The following is a 25,106-nucleotide window of genomic DNA, read 5'->3' as shown; positions in this document are numbered from 1 at the left end:
CTTTATTTTTTTATCTTTTTATAATAAAAATCGGAAGCGATATATTATTTAAATTATCATTTGACATAATAAGGGGTTGTCAAATGGAACAGATAAAAAATGACTGACTTACTATAAGAAGAAACATAATTTTAACATACTTTACAGAATTGTAGATATGTCAAATGATTTGGAATGAAATGGAAACGGATTCCATGTGAGCCAAAACGTAATCAAATATCGCAAGAACAGGCGTTTGGAAAAAGGTACTTCCAGCGCCTTTTTTGAGCGTCGAGGGTCGCCGAGCCCAAGAATTGCCTAGTTACTAATAAAAAATTTTGTTAATTGCCGTTTCCGATTATAAGCTGAAAGGATGTGTAAATATGGAAAAAAATACAATTGATTCAATGAAAACAAAAGATATCAGTGCAGTAACGGTTTCTGCTTCCGTACTTTCTGAGATTATGGGTGTTGGAGATCGACGAGTACGAATGCTTGCAGATGAGGGTATATTAGTTCGGGCGGCAAAAGGCCGTTATAACCTTAAGGAAAGTATTAAGAATTATATCCTTACAATTAAAATCGCTGCAGATAATGGAGAGGACCCGGACAAGGAATTAACCTTAGAGGAAATTAAAGCCCAGCATGAAAAAGTAAAGATGCATATGTCACAGCTAAAGCTTTCTTTAATGCAGGGAGAATTACATAAGTCCTCTGATGTTGAACTTGTTATGAAAGATATGCTTTCTTCTTTCCGGGCAAGAATGCTTAACTTGCCGTCAAAGGTTGCACCGCTTTTAGTAATGAGGGACAATGCCGACTGGATAAGAGAATCATTAACAAAAGAGGTTATTGAGGTCTTAAATGAACTAAAAGACTATGATCCAAATGATTTTTACTCAGAAGAGTATATTGATACAGAAGAGGATGAAGCATCCTATGAGTAAGAAAAGAGAAGTACAGATTGATTATAAGACTATTAAATTATTCCGTATGATCGTTAAATTTATGTCTCCGCCCCCAATATTAAAGGTTAGTGATTGGGCAGATAATTATAGAATTCTTTCTGCCGGTGCAAGTGCTGAACCAGGTAAGTGGAATACAAGTAGAGCGGAATACCAAAGGGAAATTATGGATGCAGTCAATGATAATGAGTGCGTGGAAATTATAATTATGAGTTCTGCTCAGGTCGGCAAAACAGAAATCATTTTAAATATCATAGGTTATTATATTGATTATGATCCATCCCCGATATTAGTGATTCAACCTACTGATTCAATGGCAGAAACTTTCTCAAAAGACAGACTGTCAAAAATGATAAGAGATACACCGGCCTTATCAGATAAAATATCATCGGCTAAATCTAGGGATAGTGAGAACACGATATTACATAAAACTTTCCCAGGTGGTCACATTACCATGATCGGTGCCAATGCTCCCTCCGGTCTTGCCTCCCGTCCCATAAAAATATTACTTTGTGACGAGGTAGACCGTTATCCGAAATCAGCCGGTACCGAAGGTGATCCGGTTGACCTTGCTGAAAAGCGTACAACTACATTCTGGAATAAGAAAATTGTAAAGGTATCGACACCAACTATAAAAAATGCTTCCAGAATCGAAATTGACTACAATGAAAGCAGTAAGGAAAAATGGAATGTTGCATGTCCATGCTGTGGTCAGTATCAGCCTTTTGAATGGGGTAGATTACGATTTTCGGATGTTAAAATGAAATGTAAATATTGTGAAGAATATTTTTCAGAGGTTGAGTGGAAGCAGCAGCCGGGTAAATGGATTGCAGAGAATGATAACAGAAAGGTCAGAGGGTTTCACTTAAATGAGATGGCATCCCCCTGGAAGAGCTGGAATGATATTATTAAGGATTATCAAAAAGCTTGGAAAACATATAAAAAGACAAGAAATCCAGAATCATTAAAGGTGTGGATTAATACTTCCCTTGGTGAAACATGGGAGGAAAAAGGGGAAGCAGCCGATGAAGACACCTTAATATCAAGAAGAGAAACCTATACAGCAGATTTACCGGAGGGAGTATTAATCATAACTGCAGGTATTGACGTACAAGATGATCGTTTTGAATTAGAAATTACCGGATGGGGTAAAGAATATGAAAGCTGGGGAATCCGTACCGATAAAATATATGGTGATTTGGAGAATTCGGAAGAACCATGGAGAGCTTTAGAGGAATATCTAAATAAGGAATTTCATTTTGAAAATGGGAATGGCCTTATAATCGCAGCCAGTTGTATTGATACAGGCGGTCACCACACGACTAAGACATATAAATGGCTAAAGAAGATGTTAGCTAAGGGAAAGCGAGTATATGGAATAAAAGGTATGGGAGGACAGGGAATTCCTTTTGTATATAAGATCAGTACGAACAATAGTGAAAAGGTAAAGATATTCTTGTTAGGAGTTGATTCCGGAAAAGAAACCTTGTTATCAAGATTAAAATTAAAGGAAGTGGGCCCGGGCTACTGTCATTTTCCGGTTGAAAGTGAAAAGGGATATGACGAGGATTATATGAAAGGGTTAACCAGTGAACAGAGAATAATCCGAACAAATAAGAAAGGTAAGCCGGAGATTGTCTGGGTTAAAAAATCAGGTGTAAGAAATGAACCTCTGGACATGAGAAACTATGCTACGGCAGCAGTGGAAATATTAAAACCAAACTGGCGGCTGTTAGAGAAAAAAGTGAAAGAGGGCATTAATTATATGAAAGTAACAGCGAAAAAGAAACCGGCACAGGAAAGAAAAACCGGTATTGTAAACAGAGGATACGAAATATAGGAGGTATTATGGCAAGCAGAGAAGAACAGTTAACCGTGGCACGAAACAGGCTGAATGCATATTTGAAAGCGGAAGCAGCTATTTTAACCAGTCAGGAGCACCAGATGGGTACCAAAAGATTAAGGAGAGCAGATCTGGATGATGTGCAAAAGAAAATCAAAGAGCTGCAGAATGAAATTGCCCGTCTGGAATCAGGTGGTAAAAACAAAGTGGTAAGAGTAGTACCAATAGACCTTTAAGGCAGGTGATACAATGAATTTAATTGATAAAGCACTGGAATATATGAATCCAAGTGCTGCTCTTAAAAGAGAAAGCGACAGATATAAATTGCAGACCATAAGAAGTTTTAAAAATAGTGGTTATGATGAGGGAGGAGCTTCCAGGAAAAAGAATTCGATGAAAGGCTGGAATGCAGATAGTAAAAGCCCGCAGGAAGATATTGATATGAATCTTCCTTTGTTACGGAAACGATCGAGAAGCCTAATCATGAATGCACCCCTGGCCAAGTCAGCTATAAGAAAGAATGTTGTAAATGTTGTTGGATCAGGTCTTAGGCCGAAACCCTCAATTGATTTTGAACTTCTTAATCTAACGTCAGAACAGGCTGACCAATGGAAAAAAAGGACGGAAACAGAATTTGCATTGTGGGCAGAATCAAAACACTGCGATGTAACTAAAGTGCATGATTTCTATGATATGCAGCAAATTGCAATCATATCAGCGCTTTCTAATGGCGATGCCTGTAGTTTAGTAGAATACGATAAACCTACAAGTTTTTTACCATATGGACTTCGATTACATATGATCGAATCGGATAGGGTATGCTCACCGGATGCTACCGGTAATTCAGTGAATTTAAATGCTAAAGCAACGAATGGCAATCGAATTTATAATGGTGTGGAGATTAATGACAAAGGAGCAGTTGTGGCTTATTACATATGTACAACTTACCCCTCATCTAGGTTGAGCAGGGAGAAAAAGTGGTACAGAATAAAGGCGTTTGGAGATAAAACAGGAATGCCTAACGTTCTAATGATATTCGAAACGGAACGGGCAGATCAATACAGAGGAGTGCCTTATCTTGCACCGGTAATTGAGAGTTTAAAACAATTAACCAGATATTCGGAAGCAGAGCTTATGGCTGCCGTGATTAACGGAATTTTTACGGTATTTATTAAAACAGACAGTAACCCTGGTGAAATGACCTTTGGAGGAATCGAAGAGGAGGGAGAAAGATTCATAACTTCACCCGATGATTATGCCTTAGGGCCAGGTGCTATTAATATTCTAAATGAAAATGAAAGCATTGAAATCGCTGACAGTAAAAGACCAAGTCAGAACTTCGATGCTTTCGTTACGTCCATGGCCAAATACATCGGAGCTGCGCTGGATATACCGGTTGAATTATTGACCTTATCATTTACCAGTAGTTATAGTGCTGCAAGGGCTTCCTTGCTTGAAGCCTGGAAAGCATTCAAGATGAAACGGGCATGGTTAGTAAAGGATTTTTGCCAGCCCGTATATGAAATGTGGCTTACAGAAGCAATTGCTGTTGGAAGAATTAAAGCGCCTGGTTTTTTCTTGGATCCAGCTATAAAAAAAGCATGGTGTAATTGTGAATGGAATGGACCGTCGGCAGGTATGATTGATCCTGTAAGAGAAATCAATGCTGCAAAAGCAAGGGTTGATTTATGCGTTTCCACAAGAGAGCGCGAAGCGATGGAACTTACAGGAACTGACTATAAGAAAAATATTGCTCAGTTGGAAAAAGAAAATAAACAGGTAGAAAAAATTCAGATCAGAAAAGAAAGCGAGGTACAAAATGCCGAATAAGTTTTGGAATTTCGTTGCAAGGGACGATAATACGGCGGATTTAAACCTATATGGGGAGATCATGTCAGAGGAACCTTGGTTTAGTGAAGATTATGTGTATTATAAGCTGTTTATAGAAGAGTTAAACAAGCTTGGTACAAGAGAAGTAATTAATGTACATATCAATAGCGGTGGCGGTGATGTATTTGCAGCACATGCTATATTTACTAACTTAAAATTAAATTCTGCGAAAGTAATTGCTCTTATTGAGGGAATCTGTGCAAGTGCAGCTACGGTTGTGGCAGCGGCAGCAGATACCATAAGGACTGCACCCAATGCATTAATTATGTATCACAATAATAAAGTCGGTCTTTACGGGTATTATGAAACATCGGATTTAGAAAAATTAGCAGAAATAAACCGGAAAGTGAAGCAATCCATTATTGAATCTTATCGTACAAAATATGATAAAACCGAAGATGAACTAAACGACCTTATGAATAACGAGGAATGGATGACCGGAAGAGATGCAGTTAATCTGGGATATGCGGATGAACTTCTCTTTCAGGAAGTAGCTTTTGAAATGAAAAACGGTGCAGTGTTTGTAAATAATGTTACAACAAACCAGACTACTATATATAACAACAAGCAGTATAAAAACTTCCCTATCAATCTATTGGATAAAACCGCACCTGCGGATTTTATAAATAAAAATAATAACAAGAAAGGAACCAGTGACGAAATGGAGATTAAGAGTGTAGATGATTTAAAAAAGGCTTATCCGGATTATGTGAATCAGATTATTTCTGATGCTATGAATCAAGCTGTAACAGATGAAAGAAACAGGCTTCAGGAAATTGATAAGCTATCCGGAGGTGTGCCGGAAGAAATGCTAAATAAAGCAAAATATGAAGAACCAATTTCTTCGAAAGATTTAGCTTATCAGGTAATGATTGCAAATAATTCTATCGGGCAGCAGACATTTAACAACATGAAAGATGATTTAAATGGATCAGGTGCGGATGGAGTTGGAGCCGATGAACCTGAGAAAACAAAGGAAGAGAAACAAAAGGCTAAAGTTAATAATTTAGCAGGCTTTCTAAATAAAGACAAAAGGAGGGTTAAGTAATGGCAGAGGTTTTATTTCATAAGGAAAGTGAATTTACACCGGATTCCTTAATTGTATCCACCAAAATCGGATTAATAACCAAAGGCGCCAAGCTTGCACCGAAACAGGGAATATTAAAAAGAGGCAGTTTAATTGGTAAAGCAGCAGACAGTCTGTATTATCTGACGGGAACCAAGGTATCCGATGTTCCAACCGGTGTTACCGGGGTGCTAACAGATGATACCGATACCGGGGAGGCAACAGCAACAGATCCGGTAGTTACGACACAATACATAACAGGTGATTTTAACCGTGATGCACTGTATGTTCATGAAACCGTTAACCTGGAAGACTACGAAGACGAATTAAGAAAGCTTGGTATCTTCATGCAGAATACTATTAATTAGGGAGGTATTATAATATGCCAGATTATACAACACGAGAAATGCTTGACGCATTAGAACAAACTCCGCCGGTACGTACATTTTTGTCACGTACTTTTTTTCCGGGCAATAACACCCATGTAGCGGAAACTATTGAGATTGATGTAAAAAAAGGCAAGAGGAAAATGGCTCCGTTTGTTGCTCCAAGGCGTGGCGGTAAAGTTATGGTAAGAGAGGGTTTTAAGACAAACATTATTAAAACTCCGAAGATTTCCCCGGAACGTCCTATTACCATTGACGATATTACAAAACGTACCATCGGTGAAAATACATACAGCAGAAGAACACCGGAAGAAAGAGAAGATGAATTATTAGCAAAAGATATGACAGATCTGCAGGAGGCTATTGAAAGGCGTAAAGAGTGGGAAGCCAGAGAGGTTTTACTATTTGGTAAGTTCCATGTTCTGGATGAAGAGGAAGGCTTGGATGTACAGGTTGATTACAATTTTACAAACCGTGAAATTCTTGCCGGTACCGAAACCTGGAATAGTGATACTTCCGATCCGGTTGCATTATTAAAAGTTAAGCGAAGATTAATTATTAAAAAAACCGGAGTCGCACCGGATACTCTTATTATGGCATCGGATGCAGCAGAAGCTTTTATGAAACATCCTAAAGTAAAAGAAGCCATGGATATCCGGAACCTTAAAAATGTGGTTTTAGAACCTCAAATCATAGATCCGGCCTTGACTTTCCTTGGGAAAATATCTGACTTAGGATGTGAAATTTATTCTTATGATGAATGGTTTCTTGATGATGATGGAGAGGAACAGCCAATGATTCCGAATGGAACCGTTATTATGGCCAATGCAAAAGGAATTGGTACCTTTGAGTATGGAGCAGTTACCCAACTGGAAGAGGGAAACTATAAAACATATGAAGCCGAGGTGGTTCCCAAGACATGGGCTGATAATGAAAATGAAGTGAAAAAACTTAGAATGACTTCCAGACCTGTTCCAAGACCTGATGATGTGGACAGCTGGTATGTTCTTGTAGTTCTGTAGGAGGTGCAATATGATTGCTTTAGTAATAATAACATCACAAGTTAAAACATATAAGCCCGGCGAAAAGCTGGGCTCTGAATTTAATGAGGAAGATATCAAACGGCTAAAAAGATTAAAAGCAATTGAGGGAGCCGAAGATTTCGATGACTCTGAGGATACGTTCTTTGGTGATGGGGAACCGGCTGAATTCCTGACCGAAAAGGAACTTAATAAATTAAACAAAGCCAAAATCGTTGAGTATGCGGGAAGCATTGGCCTTGACGAACTTAAGGCTGAGATGTCAAAAGAAGAGCTTGTGGATGCAGTCTTGAATTATACCGAGGAAATGGAGAACGCAGCAGAATAGGAGTAAGGATGACTTTTAAAGAAGCATTAGAGGATGATTTGGAAGTATTTTTTAACCTGGATGAGTTTGCAGAAATCCATATTATTGATGGCGTCGAAATGCCAATCATAATGGATGAGGATGCCCTGGAAGAACTAAAGGTTACCCAAGATGTTGATTACGACGGTATATATAAATCTGTTTTGCTGTTTTACGCTAAGACAAGCGATATTGGGAGTAAACCGGCAATTAATGCACTGATGGAAATAGATGATAATATGTACAAGGTAATAGGGGCATCTAGTAATGGAGATGTTTTAAAAATTATAGTTGGGTGGTATGAGGATTGATTGAAATTAACATTGAAGCTCCGGATATTGTGGATATTAAAGCCAGGTTAGGAGAGTTTTCCAAGAGGGCATATGTGATCCGGTACAGAGCGATAAACCGTACTTTAAGCACCACCAAAACGGATATAGCGAAGCAGGTAAGTCTCCGTTATCTTATTAATAAAAAAACGGTTAAGGGTTCACTCTCAACGATAAAAGCTACGAAAAATAATCCGACTGCTTTCATCAAATCGAAAGGTACTTCTTTTGCTCTGGCTGATTTTGGTGATGGTAAGCAGAAGGCAGTTACTCCTTTGAAAGTCAGAAAGAAATTAAAAAAAGGAAAATATAGTCCTAACGTATATAAAGCCAGGGTTTTAAGAAAAAGTTCTTTTAAAGGAGTAAAGCGAATGTTTTATGCGAAAGGGCAGTTATTACAAAGGCCGGAGGGAGCAACCAGAGAAGAAAATAATAATATTAAGAATTGGTTGAAACTGGCCCTTTCCGTTCCACAGATGATTAAAAGCGATGATGTTTATACAAAAATCAGTAAGAATTCAATGAAAATGTTAAGGCAAAGAGTAGATCATGAAATCGAATATGAATTAAGGAGGCTGCATAATTGATTCCGTTTTTCTTACAACAGGCTCTGGTGAAAGAAATGAAAGAACTCTTTCAAGGGTATAAGTTATATAACTCAAAAAATGAGTTTGTAGACATTAATGTATTTTCACAGCATCTTCCCTATCGGAAAAAAGAAGATGATAAACGGCCATTTCCTTATATTCTGGTTTGTCTGGAAGAGGGAGAAGTCCCAAATGAGGAAGAGCATAATGTTATGATCTACCTGGTAGTTGGTATTTATGATTCCAATGAAAATGCCCAGGGGGATATGGAAGTAATTAATATCCTAACAACTATTTATGAGCATCTATTTCATAAGAGATTTATAGATGATCGATATGAAATACAATATCCTTTCAAATGGGTGATTCAGGATGAAGATACTTTCCCAAAATATATCGGAGGGGCCGAAACTAACTGGAAACTAAAAACAATGAAACAAGAGGAGGAAGAATTCATCTAATGAAAAAATCAAATGAAACAGCTGAGAAAGTAGAAGAAACCGTAAATGAAACTTCTGAGGTAAAAGAGGAAGCTGTTAGAAAGTCAGGCAAGCAGCCAAAAAGTAACACAGAAATTCTTGTTTATTGTGGGCCAACCATAAAAGGGGTTGCTGCCCAATTCGCTCATTATAATAATGGGCTGCCTAAAAAGTTAAGTGAGTACTCTCAGCAGAATAAAGAGGTTAAGAGGTTAATCGTTCCTGTTGAGAAATTAGTAGAAACAAAGAAAAATATTCAGATAAAAGGGACGATTGAAAACCTCACTTTTATTAAAATCCAGAAAGGAGAATAGTGATGTCTAATTATGAACATGGCATTATATCGAGTGAAATTGCTACCCAGATACCAAAACCGGCCAATATTGCAAGTGCTATAGGAGTTGTAATTGGCACCGCCCCGGTTAATCTGTTAAGTAATCCATATGGGGCTGTCAATGTGCCGATACTGATACAAAACTTTAATGAGGTCGCGAAAAAGATTGGATTTTCCTATGACTTTAAGAATTATACAATCTGCCAAAGCATCTATGCCAGATTTATTTTATTTAAAATGGCACCTTTAGTGGTTGTTAATGTACTGGATCCGGCAAAACATAAGAAAGATATTGCAGCTAGTGATTTCACGGTTGCTAATGGAAAAATATCCATCGAAGTACAAGGAATTCTGTTAGACAAAATAGTAATTAAATCTTCGGATGGAGCGGTTACTTATAAGAAAAACGATGATTATATTGCATCGTTCTTGGAAGATGGAACAGTGATGATTGCGATGATACCGGATGGTGCCATAGGAAGTACAGCAACTTTAAAGGTAGGTTATTCCGTGATTGATCCGTCATTAGTCACAACAGCAGATATTATAGGCGGATTTAATACGGAGACAAGGAAAAGAAGCGGAATAGAGTGCATTAATATGGTACAGCCCTTACTGGGGTTAGTTCCTTGTCAATTACTTGCGCCCGGCTGGTCACATATTCCTATGGTCGCAGCTATGTTAAGCGTAAAAGCTAAATTAATGAATGGCCTGTATTATGCTATCACGATTACGGACTTAGACACCGAAGTAATTACTTCCATCGGTGAACTTTTGGAGTATAAGGTTAAGAATGGTTATGATGATAAATATAACATTCCATGTTATCCCAAGGTAATAAAAAACGGATATGAGCTGTTCTTATCTGCCATTATAGACTGTGTCATTGCAAGTACTGATAATGTTAATGGCGGGCCTTATGCCTCACCATCCAATAAGAAAATTGAGATTGATGGTACTTGTCTTGAGGGCGGAGAAGAGATTTATTTCGACATGGCAGAAGCCAATGATATAAATGCAGCTGGTATTATGACTGCTTTAAATATGAATGGCTGGAAGAGTTGGGGGAATGAGATGGGATGTTATCCCGGCAACACGGACGTAAAAGACCGGTTTATCGTCTGCAGACGTGTTTATAATTACCAGGACAACACGTTCAAGTTAAATTTCTTTGACAGAGTGGACAATCCTGCAAATTATCAATTAATAGAAGCAGTAGTTAATTCTGAAAACCTGATTTTAGCTACACTTGCTTCACAAGGCAGAATCGCAGGTGGAAGTATTAGCTTCAGTAAAGAAGACAATCCGGTTGACAAAATATTGGATGGCCATATCAGCTTTAAGAGAAAGCTTTCCCCTTTTACTCCGGCCAAGGTAATAGAAACAAAAACAGAGTTTGATCCAACGCTGAACAGCACAGCATTAGGAGGTGAATAAGTATGATAGTACCTGAAGCAATACATAGTTATAACGTATATAATGGGACAAATAGAATCATTGGAACCACAGGAGCGGTAGAACTTCCGTCATTCCAATACATTACGAATACCATGTCTTTGGCAGGTATGCCGGGAGAATATGATGCACCGGTGATAGGACATGTGGCGTCCCAGAAGATTAAAATACCTTTTACCATGATAGATAAAGACTCTTATTTTGCCATGGTAGCAGGAGAAGAAGATATTATCTTACGCGCAAGTATTCAGACCAGGGAGATTGAGACAAGCAAAGCGGATACGGTCAGCATGGTTGTTACCTTAAGAGGCATAACTACAGAGTATGAATTAGGCTCTTTGGAAAAGGCCAAATTAATGAACTCAAGTATCACAAAAGAAATGACTTATATAAAAATTATTATCGGTAATGAGGTTTGTCTGGAATATGACAAATTCAATAATATCTACATCGTCGATGGAAAAGATATGTTTGCGAAAGTGAGGGCTAATTTATAATGAATGAGAAAGAAATGACAACAACAGAAACAGTAACTAAGGTACATGTAATACAGTTCAAGGCTCCCTATCTATTTGAGTGTATGGAATATAAAGAAATTGATTTGTCCGGTCTGGATGATCTGTCGACGGATGACTTGTTAACCGCAGAAAATATGTATCTGAAAACAGGCGGAACTTCGATTAATCCGGAAACAACGTTATTATACAGTTTGATTCTGGCCCATATCGCAAGCGATAAGCCATTTGAATTCTTCGGAAAGCTTCCGGCGAAAGAAGCCATGAAGATAAAAAAGGAAGTATACCGTTTTTTCTACGGAAGGGTGTAAAGTACGGAACCGGCAAAATATTAAGTAAGATCTGTACCAGACTGGCCATGTCCAGATTAAATGTTAATCTGGATTATTTAAGAAAACTTCCCATCGAAGAATTATTTGAAATCACAGAGGAGGTAAAAGCAGTTGGCAAAAAGAACGGATTATGAACTCCAGATTGCGATCGGCGGTAAGGTAGATAATTCCCTCAGTAAAAGTGTCAGCGAAATCAATGGAAAATTAGATACGGTTGGGTCAACTGTGAAAGCGGTAGCGGGTATAGCAGCTACCGCTTTTGCTTCCATTAAGATAAAAGACCTGTTCGATGAAACGACAGAAGCCTCAAAAGAAATGCAAACCTCTATGGCCGGTGTAGCGAAAGTCGTAGATGGACTTAAGGATGAGAATGGAAAAGTAACCAAATCGTATTACGAGATGAAAGATTCCATTCTTGATATGAGTGAAGACTTGCCGAAGACAGCCGAAGATATCGCAGCCATAATGGAAGCAGCCGGACAATCCAATATTGCTAAAAATGAGCTTGCCGAATTTACGGAGGATGCCACCAAAATGGGCATCGCTTTTGATACCACAGCAGAGCAGGCCGGGGACTGGATGGCAGCCTGGAGAACTGCACTAAAGTTAGATCAGAGCAGTGTTGTTACATTAGCTGACCAGATAAACTACCTGGGAAACACAACGTCGGAAAATGCTCTTAAAATAAGTGATGTCGTAACCAGAGTGGGTGCCTTGGCCAATACAGCCGGAATCTCTGCGGCAAGTGTGGCTGCACTGTCCGCTTCCATGACCAAGGTTGCTCCTGAAGTAGCAGCAACCGGTATCAAGAATTTTTCACTTGCTTTGGTATCTGGTGAAAGCGCGACAAAAAAGCAGGCTAAGACATTTGAAGAATTAGGACTGGAAGCCGGTAAGGTTGCCAAAGCGATGCAGACCGATTCCCAGGGAACGATCCTGGATGTTCTGGAACGAATCAATAAACTGGATAAAGACAAACAGACTTCAGTCATGAAGAATTTATTCGGAAGTGAATCATTATCTTCCATAGCGCCATTGGTAGCAAATCTGGATAACTTAAAAGAACAGTTTAATAAAGTTGGTGACTCTGCCCTATATGCAGGAAGTATGGAACAGGAATATATCTCTGCTTCCTCTACCGCGGCCAATACAGATATCTTAAGAGATAATAAGATAAAGGCCATGCAGATAAAGATAGGGGATACTCTGTTACCGCTTTCCACCCTGGCTTCTGAGACAACCGGTAATTTAGCAAAGATGTTCGGGGATTTTGCAGAAGAAAATGCACCGATTATAAATGATGCAGTGGCAGGAATATCCGATACCTTTCAAGAGTTTTTACCCAACGCTGTATATCAAATGAAATCTTTTGCAGAGGGAGGTAAGGAATTCTTATCCGGATTAAAACCGGTATTTGATCTCTTGGATGATAATCCGGATTTAATCCCGAATTTCTTAAAGTCCACCGGCGGAGCCATTGTTACATATAAGTTAGGGAAAAATATCGGGGAAATTGTAAAGGGAGTAAAGGCAGCCGGTTCACCTTTAAAACTATTATCAACCGTTATAACCAATCCATGGGCACTTGCAATAGGTGCAGTTGCCGGTGGAGTAGCCCTGTTTGCCCAAAGCATATCAAGTGCAAACAAAGAATTACGGGCAGCAGACTTAGCGTCCAGATTTGGTGATATTTCGTTATCTTTGGAAGATTTGGATGCGATTGCAGCCGATATCATTCACAATGACAATATGGGTAAGTTATCGGAGTCCCTAAGTTCACAAGAAAGTCTTAATACGATTAAAGATTCACTGGACGATACCATGGCTGCATTAAAGAAATTTAACTGGAAGGTCAGTATTGGATTAAAGTTAGACAAAGAGGATCAATCACAGTACATATCAGATATAACCAATTTCATTAGTGAATCACAGAATCTTTTGCTTGAGGATCGATATAAGCTCAATATCAATATGGAATTGTTTACTGACGGCAGTGAAACCGCTAGTAAGATCCAGAGCAAAATGAAGACATTCTATGATAGTAATTATGACAAAATAAGCGGACTTGGGAAAGACTTGCAGAAAGCTGTGAACGAGGCATTTTCGGATGGGTTACTGACCATCGATGAATCTAAAGTGATATCGGATTACATGCAGCAGATGGCTGATATTAATGAACAGATAGCCAATGCTGAATTTGAAGCAAAAATGACAGCCCTTGGAACGGAATATACCGGAACCGGGCTGACACCGGAGAGTTTTCAAAACCTGCAGGCAGAATTAAGTGAGCAGGTTGAAAAAAGCAAGCAAGACTATACGGAAGCACTTGCAAGTACATTACAGTCGTATAAAGCAGCCTATGAGTTAGGAGAAGACAAGGGAGGACTCAGCGAACAGGAATATAACGATGCTGTAAGCATGGCGAAAGATAGTTACCGGAATCAGGTCGGAGAATTAGAAGTAAAGTCTTTTCATTTTCAGTATCAAACAATTCTGGACGCTTATTCGGATGAAATCGGTAAGGCTATGCCGGAATTTGAAAAATACCTGAATGACACGGTTAATGAATCCATGGAAAATGTGGCACAAGATGGGTTATGGGGTAAGATGCTTCCGGTACTCTATGATGAACTGCTGGACTTTGATGGTTTGGATAAAACTGAGAAAGCAAATATCTCGGCTTTATTTCAAAATTTACTACCAACACAGGAAAGCCTGGAACAATTAAGGGCCAATTATATTAATAACGGTCAAAGCATTCCAGAATGGTTATCAGAGGGACTGCTGGATAGTGCAAGCCTTGGAGCCCTAACAGGGGATACAGATTCTATTTTAAAGATGATAGGTGCACAAATTGCAGATTCTCCGGAACAGGTTAAATTAACACAAGAGGCATATAACAACGGGGTAAATGTAGGGCAGGAAATCGTTGATGGCATGGGGTATAAAATACCGGAACTACAAGTAACGGCAAATGGTATCTTAAATACTGTGAAAACAGAATTGGAAAAGGGCGTAAATGCGGATGTTCCTGTCAATATAAAATTGTCAGGACAAACTACCTCCACGAGTATCTTTCAAACGGTATTTGACAAAGCAAATAAACTGGCCGGACATAAAGATGGCGGAATCTTTGACACCCCTCACGTTGCGTGGTTTGCCGAAGATGGTCCGGAAGCAGCAATACCCTTAGATGGTTCCTCAGAAGCCATACGTTTGTGGCAGATGGCAGGTCAGATTCTTGGTATGTTTGATCTGGACAATGAGTATAAAAGCAGAAGTATATCTATACCGAATTCTTATCAGCAGTTAGTGAATAATACTTCTACAGACAGCAGTGTAACCAATGCACCTACCATAACGATTGAAAATCATATCACAGTGGAAAGTGGAGCTGACCTTGGTAAAGTTAAGACAGCAATTAATGACAGTTACGCGCAATTTAAATCATATATGAGCAGGTATGATAAGGAAATAACAAGAACCAGTATGGGAGGCAGATGATGGATATATACATAACAGTACAAGGTGATACCTGGGACATGATTTCCTATAAAGTTTATGGGACGTCCAAACAGATCGGCCTCCTTATGCAGAACAATTTTAACCTATTGGATATCTTCATTTTTAGTGCCGGTACCGAAATTGTTGTACCGGAGCTGAACGAGGAAGAGACAGATGATTTACCGGATTGGAGGAAAGGATGAACACACCCAGGAGAACAGCCTTAGAATTATCTTACAACGGTAAAAATGTTACAGCAGCAATCACAGATCAATTAGAAAGCTTTACATATACGGACGTAGCGAGTGGGGAAACCGATACACTCGCTATTGTTTTGTCCGAAGAAAAACATAAATGGATCAATGCCTGGTTTCCGGTCGAGGAAGATTATATGGAAGCTTCCGTACAGGTAAAGGATTGGAACTTTCAGGGTGATAATAGGAGATTAAAATGCGGTAAATTTATGGTCGATGATTTTACCTTTAATGGGCCACCAGATGTCTACAACCTGAATGCGATATCCTGCCCAATCGATACAGACTTCGCATCCACAACAAAAAGCAAGTCCTGGAGTAAAACCACGACCAAAGGAATCGCTTCCACTATTGCCAAATCCGCAGGCATAAGCCTCCATTATGATGCTGATATCTATAAGATTGAAAAGCTGGAACAATCAAACGAAACAGACATGACTTTCTTATTCCGGCTTTGTGATAGTTATGGACTTGCTATGAAAATCTACAATTCCAAGCTTGTCATATTCAGTGAGACAGCCTACGAGAAGAAAAAAGCGGTAGGTACAATAGATAAAAAGGACTGTGAAAACTACACATTAAACGGCACCCTGGTAGGAAAATATCACGGTGTCATCATGAAATACACTGTATCGAAAACCAATAAAACTTATACCTATAAATACATGCAGTCTCAAGGTAAGCGGATTCTAAAACTGAATGAAAAGGCCGACAGCCTGGCGGATGCAGAGATAAAAGCAAAGGCAAAATTAAGGAAAAGTAATAAAGATGCAAGAACGATAAATCTGACTCTTAAGGGAGATATTAAATACATTGCCGGTACTTGTTTTAATATAACCGGTTTTGGAAAGTTTAACGGTAACTATTACATTGATAAGGCAGTTCACACCCTAAGCGGCGGTTACACAGTCACTCTGCAAATGCATATGGTAGATGCCGTGTCAGGTAATAGCAAAACGACAGGTACCACAGCAGGCAAAGATGGTCAGTATGAGGTCATAACCCAACTTACCGGATATTATACCGCAGAGGAAGCAAAGAGCCAGAAGTCAGTGAAGAAAACCGGGAAAGTATATCCGGGAACCTATTACATTTACAATACCTCAAATGGAATGATAAATGTAACAAAAGTCAAAGGGGTGCCGGGTTCCTGGATCAATCCGAATAAGAATGGGAGTGGATAAAATGAATGATTTAATAAGGCGGGGAACCGTAACCAATATTAATTATAAAGAGGGAACCGTTAAGATTGTACAGGAGGACCGGGATGATGCCGTATCCTTTGATTTACCGCTATTAAGCTTTGAATATAATCCTCCGGATATCGGAGATATGGTATTAGCGGTTTTCCTTGACAATACCCAAGGTTTTATTTTGGGCAAACCCTTTAATGAAAATAATATCCCAAAGCGCGGTGATAAAAATATCATCCGGAAAGACTATGATACGGATGCTTATATCGAATATGATAAAAGCTCCAAGACCTTAACTATAAAGGCGGAAAACATCGTAGTTCGTGGAAACTTTACGCGGGACGGTGAGACATGAGTGTTGGAAGTTTCGGAAAAATAACATTTGCAGTAAGCAGTAAAAAGGTATATTCTTTCGGCAATATGAAACGCACCCGAACTGCAGAGTGGAAAGAGCATGAACGTTATAATAATAAACCTGTCTCTGAATTTACAGGAACCGGTTTGGAAACAATCACGCTGGATATTCAATTGGATGTCGGCCTTGGGGTGAAACCAAGAGCAGAGATAGAAAAGTGGGGCGATTTATTAGAAAGCGGTCATCATGATATCCTTGTGATTGGTGGAAAGCAGGTTGGGAAATACGAATGGAAGATAGTCAATATCTCGGAAGATTGGAAAAACTTATTGAATCAGGGAGAACTTTTAACCGCCGACATTTCCATAACCTTATCCGAATATGTAACGGATGCTCCAAAGAAGAAAGAAAGCAGCACGAAAACGTCAAAGACTAAGAAATTATTGTCCAACAAAAAGGTGTCTGCAAGCAGTTTAAAAGTAGGAGGAACATACAAGGTGGTAACACACCTGACCGGTTATTATACATCCATGGAAGCCAAGAACTTAAAAGCTACCAACCGGACCGGTAAAGTATATCCGGGAACGTATTATGTTTTTAACCTGGCCAATGGCATGGTAAATGTAACAAAAGTGAAAGGCTCTCCCGGATCATGGATTAATCCGGGCAAAAACAAATAGGAGGTATTTATGTATGAAGTAGGAATTGAAGCGTCAGAAGATATATCCCAGGAGGAAATCGATGGTTTAAAGAATCTTTATGATACGCCGGTTGGCACTATCCCTATGGAGAGAGAGAAAGGCCTGGATATGTCTTTCCTAAGTATGCCGCCTGATATGGCAAAGAATCTGTTCTCCGTTGAGGTTATTAAAAAGACCAGGTTATATCTGGACCTGGAAGTAACGGATATTGAGTTTATTTCCGTGGAAGCCGGCAAATTAGTAGCAAAGGTGGTGGTAAGCCGTGGCGAATGATATTCAGAAACTTTATGATTTGCCGGAGATCAGCTTTATTGATGATTTGACCGCGGACACGTTATTGGAAGAAATGATAAGCGATTTTCAGGAAAAATATAATGAATTAACCGGTGAATACGAAGTGTTAGGAGAATTCGATAAATACCGGATTCTGCTTAATGCTGTTGCACTTAAAAATTATCAGGTTTGTCAATACATCGACCGCGCCGGGAAAATGAATTTACTCAAATATTCCTCCGGCGATTATTTATTGAATCTGGGTGCTGCCAGAGGAGTGGAGATGAATGAGGAGAAAGCGGCAACCTGCCCGGTGACCTTTACGTTAAGTGAATTACAGACAAGTGTCGTAGCCATCCCCCAAGCAACCCAGGTGACCGCAGGGGATGGGGTATACTTTGAGACACAGGAATATGCAGAGATCCCGCCGGGAACTTCCGAAGTAACTGTCAATACCATTTGTAAGGTGACAGGTACCGTGGGCAATGGATATGTGATCGGGCAGATCAATGTTTTAGTCGAACCGATTCCCTATATAGAATCCGTAAAGAATATAGCTGCCTCCAGTGGCGGTGAGGATATTATGTCAGATGATGATTTCAGGGAAAAGATTTATCTTTCGCCTAGTGGATATTCAACCACCGGGCCGGAAGATGCCTATATCTATTGGGTTAAGAAATGCAGCTCGTTCATATCCGATGTAAAGGTAATTACGCCGGAAGATGATGTGGTGCAAATTATTCTATTAAAAAAAGAGGGAGAAATCCCGGATAGTAGTTTTCTAAAGGATATTCAGGATTATCTGCAGAACAATAATATTAAACCCTTAACGGAAAAGGTCATAGTCACAGCACCAACGGTTGTGAATTATGACATAACCGGAACTTATTATATTAATAGAAGTGATGCAGTTAATATAGAAAGAATACAGAGTGCGGTTCTTCAGGCCATACAGGAATATCGGTTGTGGCAGAAAGAGAAGATAGGCAGGGATTTAAACCCGTTTTATCTTCAGTACCTGCTTATGAAGTCCGGTGTTAAGAGGGCAGAGCTTACCAATCCAACCTTTACCAATATCAATGATACCTCTATAGCAATCGAAAGCAAGGTAGCCCTGGTATATGGAGGGATGGAAGATGATTGATTTGTATGAAAGTAAATTGGTGGACATCGTACCGCCCCATACGAAATGTGATCCCAAGGTACAGGCTTTTTGTTATGCGGTGGATAAGCAGGTGCAGAAAATACTTAATCGGTGCAAAAAGATAGCGATTTGGTCAAACCTTATGGAAGTCGATGAAAGCCTACTGGATTACCTGGCAGCAGAACTTCGGACACAGTATTATTCCACGTCACTCTCTGTAGAAATTAAAAGGGAATTAGTTGCCAATACCTTAATCTGGTACCAAAAAGCAGGTACGGTCGCAGCAGTGGAAGAACTTGTTACCACATTATTCGGAGAAGGGAAAGTGAATGAATGGTATGATTATGATGGCTCGCCCCATCATTTTAAGATCATTACATCAAACCCGAATATCACCGGGGATACCATCCAGGAATTCCGTACCGTTATCAGCCAGATCAAGAGGAAAACTGCTATCCTGGATACGGTTGAAATCGCCTTAAGTGCAGTAATGAATACCTACTACGGATTTTTCTTACATACCGGTGAATCTATTACATTTAGACAGGAGGGATAAGGGTTGAGCTTTAGTACAATATTATTTACGGAAAAGGGTCGTGCCCTGCAGGCGAAAGCGTTAGCAGGTGCGGCCTTAAATTTTACAAAGATTGCGATGGGTTCCGGGACATTGGGAGGGCAGAATCAAATTACACTAACCAAGTTGATCGAACCAAAAGTGATATTGACCATATCTGACATAAGACGGAATACGAATTATGCAGAGATAAAAGGAACTTTTACGAATCAGGATATCAGTACCGGCTTCTATTGGCGGGAGATAGGATTGTTCGCCCAAGATCCGGATATCGGTGAAATCCTTTATTGTTATGGTAATGCAGGAACACTTGCGGAGTATATACCGCCGCAGTCTTCGGAGATAATTGAGAAAGTCGTTAATCTTACGGCCATAGTAGGGGATGCAGCCAATGTAACGGCAACCATAAATGAATCCCTGTTTTTTGCGACGAAAGCGGATGTAGCTGAGAAATGGGAAATCGTCATATCGGATAAACTGCCGGAAGTAAGTGACCGGAAAGAAAATACCCTGTATTTTAAGATAACGGATACCGTTAACCAGGGAGTGAGTAACAATATTGTAGTAAGCCCTACCATGGGGCTTAAAATAGAAGAATAGAAGAAAGGAATATTAATATGGCATCGTTAGAAAAAGTTAGAGTTCAGTTATTGGATGGATCAACAGGAGAAGTACTAAAAGAAGTTGATGTATTAACCAGTGCCGATGCAGTTAAGTTTGATGATGGAGAAACTTTTCAGCAGAAACTTGATGCTGGTACGTTACAAGGTCCAAAAGGTAATACAGGAGCAACCGGACCAAAAGGAGACACAGGAGCAACCGGAGCTACAGGAGCTACGGGAGCAACAGGGCAGAGAGGCAGCCAATGGTATAGCGGCACAGGGATTACAGGTACAAGCACTACAGCGGCGGTATTTTCCGGTTCCGGGGTATCATCTGCATTGGTCGGCGATATGTACTTAAATATATCTACCGGATATGTATATTCCTGTACAGTAGCCGGAGCAGCGTCCGTTGCAAAATGGGTCTATAGTGGAACGATTAAAGGTCCAGCCGGTCCGACTGGCCCGACGGGTGCTACCGGAGCGACGGGTCCAACTGGTGCGACTGGCGCTACCGGACCTAAAGGAGACACAGGGGAAACGGTAAGGGTCGGAACTACATATGCGAACGGTACCCAGGCGAAATTATTCTTTAAAATTACTTCATAATGGGGGTGACAACATTGTCAATCAATAAAATTGAAATGCAGGATAGTAATGGGAATATTTATTATCCTCATACGGATTCTTCTGTGGTGAAACACGGGGATAGTACCGTTGATGAGAAACTGGAAGAAATAAGCGAAAAAGCAAACGAGGCTTTTCAGTCAGCCAGTAATGGGAAAGCAGTAATTAAAAATGCCATTACTGGCGTGGATCCGAAAGTAACGATACCAACCGATGCTACATTTGCACAATTAGCAACGGCTATAAACCAGATAAAGACCGGTGTTAATACGGATGATGCCACAGCAATAGCGGAGCAGATACTTGCTGGTATGACAGCATATGTTAAGGGAGTAAAAATAACAGGAACTATGCCAAATCGTAGCGGGGATACTGTATTTGTAGCGAATCATGGTGATGCAATGGTTGTTGAAGTTCAATCAGACGATACCCGAATGGGAAATCTTACTGTCCCAAATTCGTATGGTGTTACAGGTTATATTAATAATACTACCAAAATTAAGATGCAATTATGGGGATTAATACCATCCAATATTGCCGCTGGTCAATGTATCGGACAATATCCTGGATATGGAACAGGGCAAATGTATGGAACCTTTACCTCTGATGCAGATGCAGTAGCAGGCGATATGTTATCTGGTAAGACAGCATATGTAAAAGGAAATAAAGTTACAGGAAGTATTCCAATTGTAAATCCGGATTATGGAGACCAAATATATTCATCGCAAATTGCTGTCGGACCGTATTCTGGTGATCCTAATGCACTTCATGTATATTTATCAGTAGACTTCGGTGATGCTTATTATAAAGGTGTTCGTTGGGTAAGAAGTTATCAACCAGATTTAATACCATCTAATATATTGAATGGAAAAACAATTATGGGTGTACTGGGAAGTGCTATATCTGGCAAACGGTTTGCAAGCGGTACAGTTTATTCTTCAGATACCACTACTTTTCATACAGGACAAAAAGAAACTAGCAGAACAGTTCCATATGTAACTGTTAATGGGCTCGGTTTTACTCCTTCAATAATAATATTAACTCATGCCACAGGTTCTGCTCTAGGTGGTTTAACACTTTATAGAGGGGATATGAATCTTTTCTCAAGTTATCCAGATGCTAAGATAATAGTATGTAATACAATTGCTGAGATGAGAGATGATGCAGACACAGCAACTTATCGTTTAACATTTAATGCTTATGTTAATAGTTCCGGATTCCAATTACCAGTATATGGTCGTACTTTTACTTATAACTGGATAGCAATTGAATAGTAGAAAGGAGATAAAATAAATGAAAAGCTTAATTATTTATGATAATACAGGCAAGTTATATTATCAGGCTTCAGGTAATGTAAATGAACCTATAGGACTGCCTTTTATGTGGGTTGAGATACCGGAGGGAAAATACATTAATAGGATAGATACCTTAATAACACCACACCAACCTATCTATTGGGACATTAACTCATTAGATTTGGATACTTGTACTATAGAGGAATTGAAAGCCTATCAGATAGCAAAGAGTAAAGAAAATCTTGAAGCTTATCTAGAAAACAATCCGGTCACATCCAAATGCCACGGTGGTATAAAAAAGAATTATTCCATCACGAAAGAAAAACAATCGCTTCTTACGCAGATGATACTTATCACGCAGGTTGCTATTCAAGCCGGAATAGATTATCAACCAAGTTGGAATGCCCAAGGGGAACCTTGTACTTATGACTGGACGCTTGCAGAATTACAACAATTAGCATTTGAAGCAGAAGCCGTTGTAAGGCCTTTAGTCAGCAAGCAGCAGACAATAGAAGCACATATTAATACAGCGAAAACCAAAGATGACGTTATGATTGTAAACATAGAATTTTAGGAGGAGCCTATGAGAAAAATACTTAAGGCTCTATTTTTGTGGTTGATCGGCGGTATAGCTTACTACATGGTAGAAATGCTATGGCGTGGGTATTCACACTGGTCTATGATGTTTTTAGGTGGTACTTGCTTTATTATTATAGGTTTGCTTAATGAGCTGTATTCCTGGGATATGGCTTTAATAAGTCAAATGTTTATCTCTGCTTTGGTTATAGCTGTTTTAGAGTTAATAACCGGGCTTATCGTTAATATAGGTTTGGGCTGGGGTGTCTGGGATTATTCCCGGATGCCCTACAATTTTTATGGGCAGATATGCCTTTTATATACAGACTTGTGGTTTCTTTTATCTCTTCCTGCCATTATCCTGGATGATTACATTCGTTACTGGTTCTTAGGGGAAGAGAAACCATATTATAAAATATTATAGGGGGTGCCTATGACACTTGATGAAAAGGTAAATAGCCTGGAAGTTGCTTTAACTAAGGTTGAAGAGAGGTCTAAATCCAATACCAAAAGGCTGGATGAAATTGAAGCTGATATGAAAGAAAACAATAACCTCATTATAGCAATTAAGGAACTTGCAACAGAAACCAAATACATGCGTGAGGACCTTAACAAAACTATAGAAAGACTAGATAAACTTGAGAACAAGGATATTAATAAATGGGATAAGTTTAAATGGCTTCTGGTAGCTGGAATCGTAACGATAGTACTTGTTTTTTTAGCGGTGCAGATAGGATTAAAATAAGAAAGGGAAAAGGTGAATTAAATGAGTAAAAAATGGTTAAAAGCAGCTGGAATAAGAGCATTAAAAACAGTAGCACAGACGGCAGTAGCAACAATCGGAACAACAGCAACTCTTGGCGGTGTAGATTGGACAATGGTAGCAAGTACGGCAGTATTATCCGGAATTCTTTCTATACTGACTTCTGTTGCCGGTCTTCCGGAAGTAAGCAAGGAAGATGGTGAATAAATATGTCTTATTTAATAGCAGTAGATAGTGGTCATGGTATGGAAACACCAGGGAAGCGGACTCCTGCCATTCCAGAAGCCTGGTTCAATAAGAAAAAAGGTGAATGTATCCATGAAAAGGAATTCAATAAACCAACAGCGGAATACCTGATTAAAGCTTTAGAGAGGTGCGGATTTAAAACATTAAATGTAAGTCCTGGAATGGAAGACGTCCCACTAACTGACCGGTGGAAGGCTGCCAATGCTGCCAAGGCAGATGCCTTTATATCAAAGCATTACAATGCATCTACAGGTAAATGGGGTAGCGCAAATGGGATAGAAACGATTATCTCACAGTATGCAGGGTTGGACAGTAAGAAACTCGCTAATCTGGTTCAAGCAGAACTGGTACGGACACATAAGAGAACAGATCGAGGTGTTAAAGCAGATATCGTACAGTCTGACATTAATATAGCTGTGTTGCGTAATACCAACATGCCGGCTATCCTAACGGAATCGGGGTTTATGGACAACCAAACCGAGGCTAAGACAATGCTGGATCCTGATTTTCAGAGAGTCGATGCAGAAGCATGCTGCAGGGGAATCTGTAAATACTTTGGTGTTACATACAAGGAGGATGTAAAGATGCCAAAGGGTGATATAACCAGAAACTCTTCTAAAGAGGATATTAAGTGGCTCCAGGAGAAGCTTAATAAAGCAGTTCCGGACTGTCAGTACGTACCGTTTAAGGTGGACGGCATTTACAGCCAAAAAGTTCGGATTGGTGTTTTATCATACTGGGAATCCAGAGGATGGAAACAGGACGGTAAGGACACCGGATGGATTGTCGGATCGGGAACAAGAGAGACCTTAGCAAAGCTAAAGTGACAAAAAAAAATAAGGCTGCCTTTCTCGGCAGCCTTAGGTAAACGTGACAAAACTATAATTAATAATTAAATTTTAATATGTATCATCAGTATCAAATAAAACAAGGTAATCTTTTATTGCAATTTCATCAGATAAAGCAGTTACTAAAAACTGATAATATCCATTTGTCGGCGAAGGATCTAAGTTTATAGACATAGATGTTGAATCATAGTAATTACTACCATAATATACACCAGGTACGCCATCTCTTAGTATTGTAATTCTATAATCGCAGGGGTAAGCAAAAGATACATAAAACGTACTTTGTTTATTTGCTGGTATGTACCACTTATTATCAGAGCGTATTGTATTGCGTAATGTTTCGCCGATTGTTCTTCTTACGGTTTTTGGAGTTGGTTGATATTCATAGAACTTTAGCCACTCCTCATTTTGAATTAGTACTGGCTGTGGTGTAGTAGCAGCTTGTACGACAGAAGGAGCGACAGAAGGAGCTGTAAAAAATACAGCAACTAAGACAAGAGCAAGAATTCTGGTAAACATTTTTTTCAATTTCTTCATAATAAATAACCACCTTTCTACATAACTATAATTAATAAATTACACTTCCTTATCTTTATATTAAAGCA

32 protein-coding genes are annotated in these 25,106 nt (G+C 39.3%); 31 read left to right on the top strand and 1 reads right to left on the bottom strand.

Annotated elements, in window-relative coordinates; genetic code table 11:
• The first annotated feature begins 362 nt into the window (after positions 1-362).
• From RBU59_RS04985 to RBU59_RS04835, 31 genes are all read left to right on the top strand, one after another.
• A complete protein-coding gene (locus RBU59_RS04985; RefSeq protein WP_308146777.1) occupies positions 363-926 on the top strand; it encodes a hypothetical protein in 564 nt (187 codons plus the stop codon).
• A complete protein-coding gene (locus RBU59_RS04980) occupies positions 919-2,784 on the top strand; it encodes a phage terminase large subunit family protein (protein ID WP_308146776.1) in 1,866 nt (621 codons plus the stop codon). Before RBU59_RS04985 ends, RBU59_RS04980 begins: the two co-directional genes overlap by 8 nt.
• Positions 2,785-2,792: 8 nt before the next feature.
• Complete coding sequence (locus tag RBU59_RS04975) at positions 2,793-3,023, top strand: DUF6148 family protein (RefSeq protein WP_308146775.1); 231 nt, start codon at positions 2,793-2,795, stop codon at positions 3,021-3,023.
• A 13-nt stretch (positions 3,024-3,036) separates the two neighbouring features.
• Positions 3,037-4,617: a phage portal protein gene (locus RBU59_RS04970; protein WP_308146774.1), complete on the top strand. Its 1,581-nt coding sequence runs from the start codon at positions 3,037-3,039 to the stop codon at positions 4,615-4,617.
• Positions 4,607-5,725, top strand: coding sequence for a head maturation protease, ClpP-related (locus RBU59_RS04965; RefSeq protein ID WP_308146773.1), 1,119 nt, complete (start codon positions 4,607-4,609; stop codon positions 5,723-5,725). The genes RBU59_RS04970 and RBU59_RS04965 overlap by 11 nt, the downstream gene beginning before the upstream one ends.
• The gene (locus tag RBU59_RS04960; RefSeq protein ID WP_308146772.1) at positions 5,725-6,111 is read left to right on the top strand and encodes a hypothetical protein; all 387 of its coding nucleotides are present in this window, start codon (positions 5,725-5,727) and stop codon (positions 6,109-6,111) included. Before RBU59_RS04965 ends, RBU59_RS04960 begins: the two co-directional genes overlap by 1 nt.
• Positions 6,112-6,125: 14 nt before the next feature.
• On the top strand, positions 6,126-7,151 hold the full coding sequence (locus RBU59_RS04955) for a major capsid protein (protein WP_308146771.1): 1,026 nt from the start codon (positions 6,126-6,128) through the stop codon (positions 7,149-7,151).
• 10 nt (positions 7,152-7,161) lie between these two features.
• A complete protein-coding gene (locus RBU59_RS04950; RefSeq protein WP_308146770.1) occupies positions 7,162-7,497 on the top strand; it encodes a hypothetical protein in 336 nt (111 codons plus the stop codon).
• Between the two features lie 8 nt (positions 7,498-7,505).
• The gene (locus RBU59_RS04945) at positions 7,506-7,826 is read left to right on the top strand and encodes a hypothetical protein (protein WP_308146769.1); all 321 of its coding nucleotides are present in this window, start codon (positions 7,506-7,508) and stop codon (positions 7,824-7,826) included.
• Positions 7,823-8,431, top strand: coding sequence for a phage tail protein (locus RBU59_RS04940; RefSeq protein ID WP_308146768.1), 609 nt, complete (start codon positions 7,823-7,825; stop codon positions 8,429-8,431). Before RBU59_RS04945 ends, RBU59_RS04940 begins: the two co-directional genes overlap by 4 nt.
• Positions 8,428-8,892: a hypothetical protein gene (locus tag RBU59_RS04935; RefSeq protein ID WP_308146767.1), complete on the top strand. Its 465-nt coding sequence runs from the start codon at positions 8,428-8,430 to the stop codon at positions 8,890-8,892. Before RBU59_RS04940 ends, RBU59_RS04935 begins: the two co-directional genes overlap by 4 nt.
• On the top strand, positions 8,892-9,224 hold the full coding sequence (locus RBU59_RS04930) for a hypothetical protein (RefSeq protein ID WP_308146766.1): 333 nt from the start codon (positions 8,892-8,894) through the stop codon (positions 9,222-9,224). Before RBU59_RS04935 ends, RBU59_RS04930 begins: the two co-directional genes overlap by 1 nt.
• Positions 9,225-9,226: 2 nt before the next feature.
• On the top strand, positions 9,227-10,681 hold the full coding sequence (locus RBU59_RS04925) for a phage tail sheath family protein (RefSeq protein WP_308146765.1): 1,455 nt from the start codon (positions 9,227-9,229) through the stop codon (positions 10,679-10,681).
• 2 nt (positions 10,682-10,683) lie between these two features.
• Positions 10,684-11,196: a phage major tail tube protein gene (locus RBU59_RS04920; RefSeq protein ID WP_308146764.1), complete on the top strand. Its 513-nt coding sequence runs from the start codon at positions 10,684-10,686 to the stop codon at positions 11,194-11,196.
• Positions 11,196-11,525, top strand: coding sequence for a phage tail assembly protein (locus RBU59_RS04915; protein ID WP_308146763.1), 330 nt, complete (start codon positions 11,196-11,198; stop codon positions 11,523-11,525). The genes RBU59_RS04920 and RBU59_RS04915 overlap by 1 nt, the downstream gene beginning before the upstream one ends.
• A 132-nt stretch (positions 11,526-11,657) precedes the next feature.
• Complete coding sequence (locus RBU59_RS04910) at positions 11,658-15,050, top strand: phage tail tape measure protein (RefSeq protein WP_308146762.1); 3,393 nt, start codon at positions 11,658-11,660, stop codon at positions 15,048-15,050.
• Positions 15,050-15,253, top strand: a complete 204-nt coding sequence (locus RBU59_RS04905; RefSeq protein WP_308146761.1) for a tail protein X — start codon at positions 15,050-15,052, stop codon at positions 15,251-15,253. Before RBU59_RS04910 ends, RBU59_RS04905 begins: the two co-directional genes overlap by 1 nt.
• Positions 15,250-16,488, top strand: a complete 1,239-nt coding sequence (locus RBU59_RS04900) for a phage late control D family protein (RefSeq protein ID WP_308146760.1) — start codon at positions 15,250-15,252, stop codon at positions 16,486-16,488. The genes RBU59_RS04905 and RBU59_RS04900 overlap by 4 nt, the downstream gene beginning before the upstream one ends.
• Position 16,489: 1 nt before the next feature.
• The gene (locus tag RBU59_RS04895) at positions 16,490-16,852 is read left to right on the top strand and encodes a hypothetical protein (RefSeq protein ID WP_308146759.1); all 363 of its coding nucleotides are present in this window, start codon (positions 16,490-16,492) and stop codon (positions 16,850-16,852) included.
• Positions 16,849-17,532 carry a phage tail protein gene (locus RBU59_RS04890; RefSeq protein ID WP_308146758.1) on the top strand — a complete coding sequence of 228 codons (684 nt, stop codon included), beginning with the start codon at positions 16,849-16,851 and terminating at the stop codon, positions 17,530-17,532. Before RBU59_RS04895 ends, RBU59_RS04890 begins: the two co-directional genes overlap by 4 nt.
• A 9-nt stretch (positions 17,533-17,541) precedes the next feature.
• Positions 17,542-17,826, top strand: a complete 285-nt coding sequence (locus RBU59_RS04885; RefSeq protein WP_308146757.1) for a hypothetical protein — start codon at positions 17,542-17,544, stop codon at positions 17,824-17,826.
• A complete protein-coding gene (locus RBU59_RS04880) occupies positions 17,816-18,970 on the top strand; it encodes a baseplate assembly protein (protein ID WP_308146756.1) in 1,155 nt (384 codons plus the stop codon). Before RBU59_RS04885 ends, RBU59_RS04880 begins: the two co-directional genes overlap by 11 nt.
• Positions 18,963-19,526 carry a phage tail protein I gene (locus RBU59_RS04875; RefSeq protein WP_308146755.1) on the top strand — a complete coding sequence of 188 codons (564 nt, stop codon included), beginning with the start codon at positions 18,963-18,965 and terminating at the stop codon, positions 19,524-19,526. Before RBU59_RS04880 ends, RBU59_RS04875 begins: the two co-directional genes overlap by 8 nt.
• Before the next feature lie 3 nt (positions 19,527-19,529).
• Positions 19,530-20,144, top strand: a complete 615-nt coding sequence (locus RBU59_RS04870) for a phage tail-collar fiber domain-containing protein (RefSeq protein ID WP_308146754.1) — start codon at positions 19,530-19,532, stop codon at positions 20,142-20,144.
• A 17-nt stretch (positions 20,145-20,161) separates the two neighbouring features.
• A complete protein-coding gene (locus RBU59_RS04865) occupies positions 20,162-20,755 on the top strand; it encodes a collagen-like triple helix repeat-containing protein (protein ID WP_308146753.1) in 594 nt (197 codons plus the stop codon).
• A gap of 14 nt (positions 20,756-20,769) precedes the next feature.
• On the top strand, positions 20,770-22,047 hold the full coding sequence (locus RBU59_RS04860; RefSeq protein ID WP_308146752.1) for a hypothetical protein: 1,278 nt from the start codon (positions 20,770-20,772) through the stop codon (positions 22,045-22,047).
• A gap of 19 nt (positions 22,048-22,066) precedes the next feature.
• A complete protein-coding gene (locus RBU59_RS04855) occupies positions 22,067-22,642 on the top strand; it encodes a hypothetical protein (protein WP_308146751.1) in 576 nt (191 codons plus the stop codon).
• 9 nt (positions 22,643-22,651) lie between these two features.
• Positions 22,652-23,068 carry a putative ABC transporter permease gene (locus RBU59_RS04850; RefSeq protein ID WP_308146750.1) on the top strand — a complete coding sequence of 139 codons (417 nt, stop codon included), beginning with the start codon at positions 22,652-22,654 and terminating at the stop codon, positions 23,066-23,068.
• 9 nt (positions 23,069-23,077) lie between these two features.
• Complete coding sequence (locus RBU59_RS04845) at positions 23,078-23,389, top strand: hypothetical protein (RefSeq protein ID WP_308146749.1); 312 nt, start codon at positions 23,078-23,080, stop codon at positions 23,387-23,389.
• 21 nt (positions 23,390-23,410) lie between these two features.
• The gene (locus RBU59_RS04840; protein WP_308146748.1) at positions 23,411-23,614 is read left to right on the top strand and encodes a holin; all 204 of its coding nucleotides are present in this window, start codon (positions 23,411-23,413) and stop codon (positions 23,612-23,614) included.
• Positions 23,615-23,616: 2 nt separating this feature from the next.
• The gene (locus tag RBU59_RS04835) at positions 23,617-24,480 is read left to right on the top strand and encodes an N-acetylmuramoyl-L-alanine amidase (RefSeq protein ID WP_308146747.1); all 864 of its coding nucleotides are present in this window, start codon (positions 23,617-23,619) and stop codon (positions 24,478-24,480) included.
• A gap of 72 nt (positions 24,481-24,552) precedes the next feature.
• Here RBU59_RS04835 and RBU59_RS04830 read toward each other — a convergent pair whose 3' ends face one another.
• Entirely contained in the window at positions 24,553-25,038 is a 486-nt protein-coding gene (locus RBU59_RS04830) for a hypothetical protein (protein ID WP_308146746.1), read from the bottom strand.
• Positions 25,039-25,106: the final 68 nt, after the last annotated feature.

The organism is Anaerocolumna sp. MB42-C2, from assembly GCF_030913705.1.
In the GTDB taxonomy this organism is placed as follows: Bacteria; Bacillota; Clostridia; order Lachnospirales; family Lachnospiraceae; genus Anaerocolumna.
The sequence above is the reverse complement of the archived record's forward strand: the minus strand, read 5'-3'. Positions and strand labels throughout refer to the sequence as shown.

Bases quoted from the DNA above. Each gene is read 5' to 3' on its own strand.
- RBU59_RS04955 (WP_308146771.1), top strand. From the start codon at position 6,126: ATGCCAGATTATACAACACGAGAAATGCTTGACGCATTAGAACAAACT.
- RBU59_RS04890 (WP_308146758.1), top strand. From the start codon at position 16,849: ATGAGTGTTGGAAGTTTCGGAAAAATAACATTTGCAGTAAGCAGTAAA.
- RBU59_RS04865 (WP_308146753.1), top strand. From the start codon at position 20,162: ATGGCATCGTTAGAAAAAGTTAGAGTTCAGTTATTGGATGGATCAACA.
- RBU59_RS04845 (WP_308146749.1), top strand. From the start codon at position 23,078: ATGACACTTGATGAAAAGGTAAATAGCCTGGAAGTTGCTTTAACTAAG.
- RBU59_RS04975 (WP_308146775.1), top strand. From the start codon at position 2,793: ATGGCAAGCAGAGAAGAACAGTTAACCGTGGCACGAAACAGGCTGAAT.
- RBU59_RS04915 (WP_308146763.1), top strand. From the start codon at position 11,196: ATGAATGAGAAAGAAATGACAACAACAGAAACAGTAACTAAGGTACAT.
- RBU59_RS04970 (WP_308146774.1), top strand. From the start codon at position 3,037: ATGAATTTAATTGATAAAGCACTGGAATATATGAATCCAAGTGCTGCT.
- RBU59_RS04960 (WP_308146772.1), top strand. From the start codon at position 5,725: ATGGCAGAGGTTTTATTTCATAAGGAAAGTGAATTTACACCGGATTCC.
- RBU59_RS04900 (WP_308146760.1), top strand. From the start codon at position 15,250: ATGAACACACCCAGGAGAACAGCCTTAGAATTATCTTACAACGGTAAA.
- RBU59_RS04930 (WP_308146766.1), top strand. From the start codon at position 8,892: ATGAAAAAATCAAATGAAACAGCTGAGAAAGTAGAAGAAACCGTAAAT.
- RBU59_RS04855 (WP_308146751.1), top strand. From the start codon at position 22,067: ATGAAAAGCTTAATTATTTATGATAATACAGGCAAGTTATATTATCAG.
- RBU59_RS04945 (WP_308146769.1), top strand. From the start codon at position 7,506: ATGACTTTTAAAGAAGCATTAGAGGATGATTTGGAAGTATTTTTTAAC.
- RBU59_RS04850 (WP_308146750.1), top strand. From the start codon at position 22,652: ATGAGAAAAATACTTAAGGCTCTATTTTTGTGGTTGATCGGCGGTATA.
- RBU59_RS04830 (WP_308146746.1), bottom strand. From the start codon at position 25,038: ATGAAGAAATTGAAAAAAATGTTTACCAGAATTCTTGCTCTTGTCTTA.
- RBU59_RS04840 (WP_308146748.1), top strand. From the start codon at position 23,411: ATGAGTAAAAAATGGTTAAAAGCAGCTGGAATAAGAGCATTAAAAACA.
- RBU59_RS04895 (WP_308146759.1), top strand. From the start codon at position 16,490: ATGAATGATTTAATAAGGCGGGGAACCGTAACCAATATTAATTATAAA.
- RBU59_RS04920 (WP_308146764.1), top strand. From the start codon at position 10,684: ATGATAGTACCTGAAGCAATACATAGTTATAACGTATATAATGGGACA.
- RBU59_RS04985 (WP_308146777.1), top strand. From the start codon at position 363: ATGGAAAAAAATACAATTGATTCAATGAAAACAAAAGATATCAGTGCA.
- RBU59_RS04885 (WP_308146757.1), top strand. From the start codon at position 17,542: ATGTATGAAGTAGGAATTGAAGCGTCAGAAGATATATCCCAGGAGGAA.
- RBU59_RS04980 (WP_308146776.1), top strand. From the start codon at position 919: ATGAGTAAGAAAAGAGAAGTACAGATTGATTATAAGACTATTAAATTA.
- RBU59_RS04965 (WP_308146773.1), top strand. From the start codon at position 4,607: ATGCCGAATAAGTTTTGGAATTTCGTTGCAAGGGACGATAATACGGCG.
- RBU59_RS04925 (WP_308146765.1), top strand. From the start codon at position 9,227: ATGTCTAATTATGAACATGGCATTATATCGAGTGAAATTGCTACCCAG.
- RBU59_RS04905 (WP_308146761.1), top strand. From the start codon at position 15,050: ATGGATATATACATAACAGTACAAGGTGATACCTGGGACATGATTTCC.
- RBU59_RS04875 (WP_308146755.1), top strand. From the start codon at position 18,963: ATGATTGATTTGTATGAAAGTAAATTGGTGGACATCGTACCGCCCCAT.
- RBU59_RS04835 (WP_308146747.1), top strand. From the start codon at position 23,617: ATGTCTTATTTAATAGCAGTAGATAGTGGTCATGGTATGGAAACACCA.
- RBU59_RS04950 (WP_308146770.1), top strand. From the start codon at position 7,162: ATGATTGCTTTAGTAATAATAACATCACAAGTTAAAACATATAAGCCC.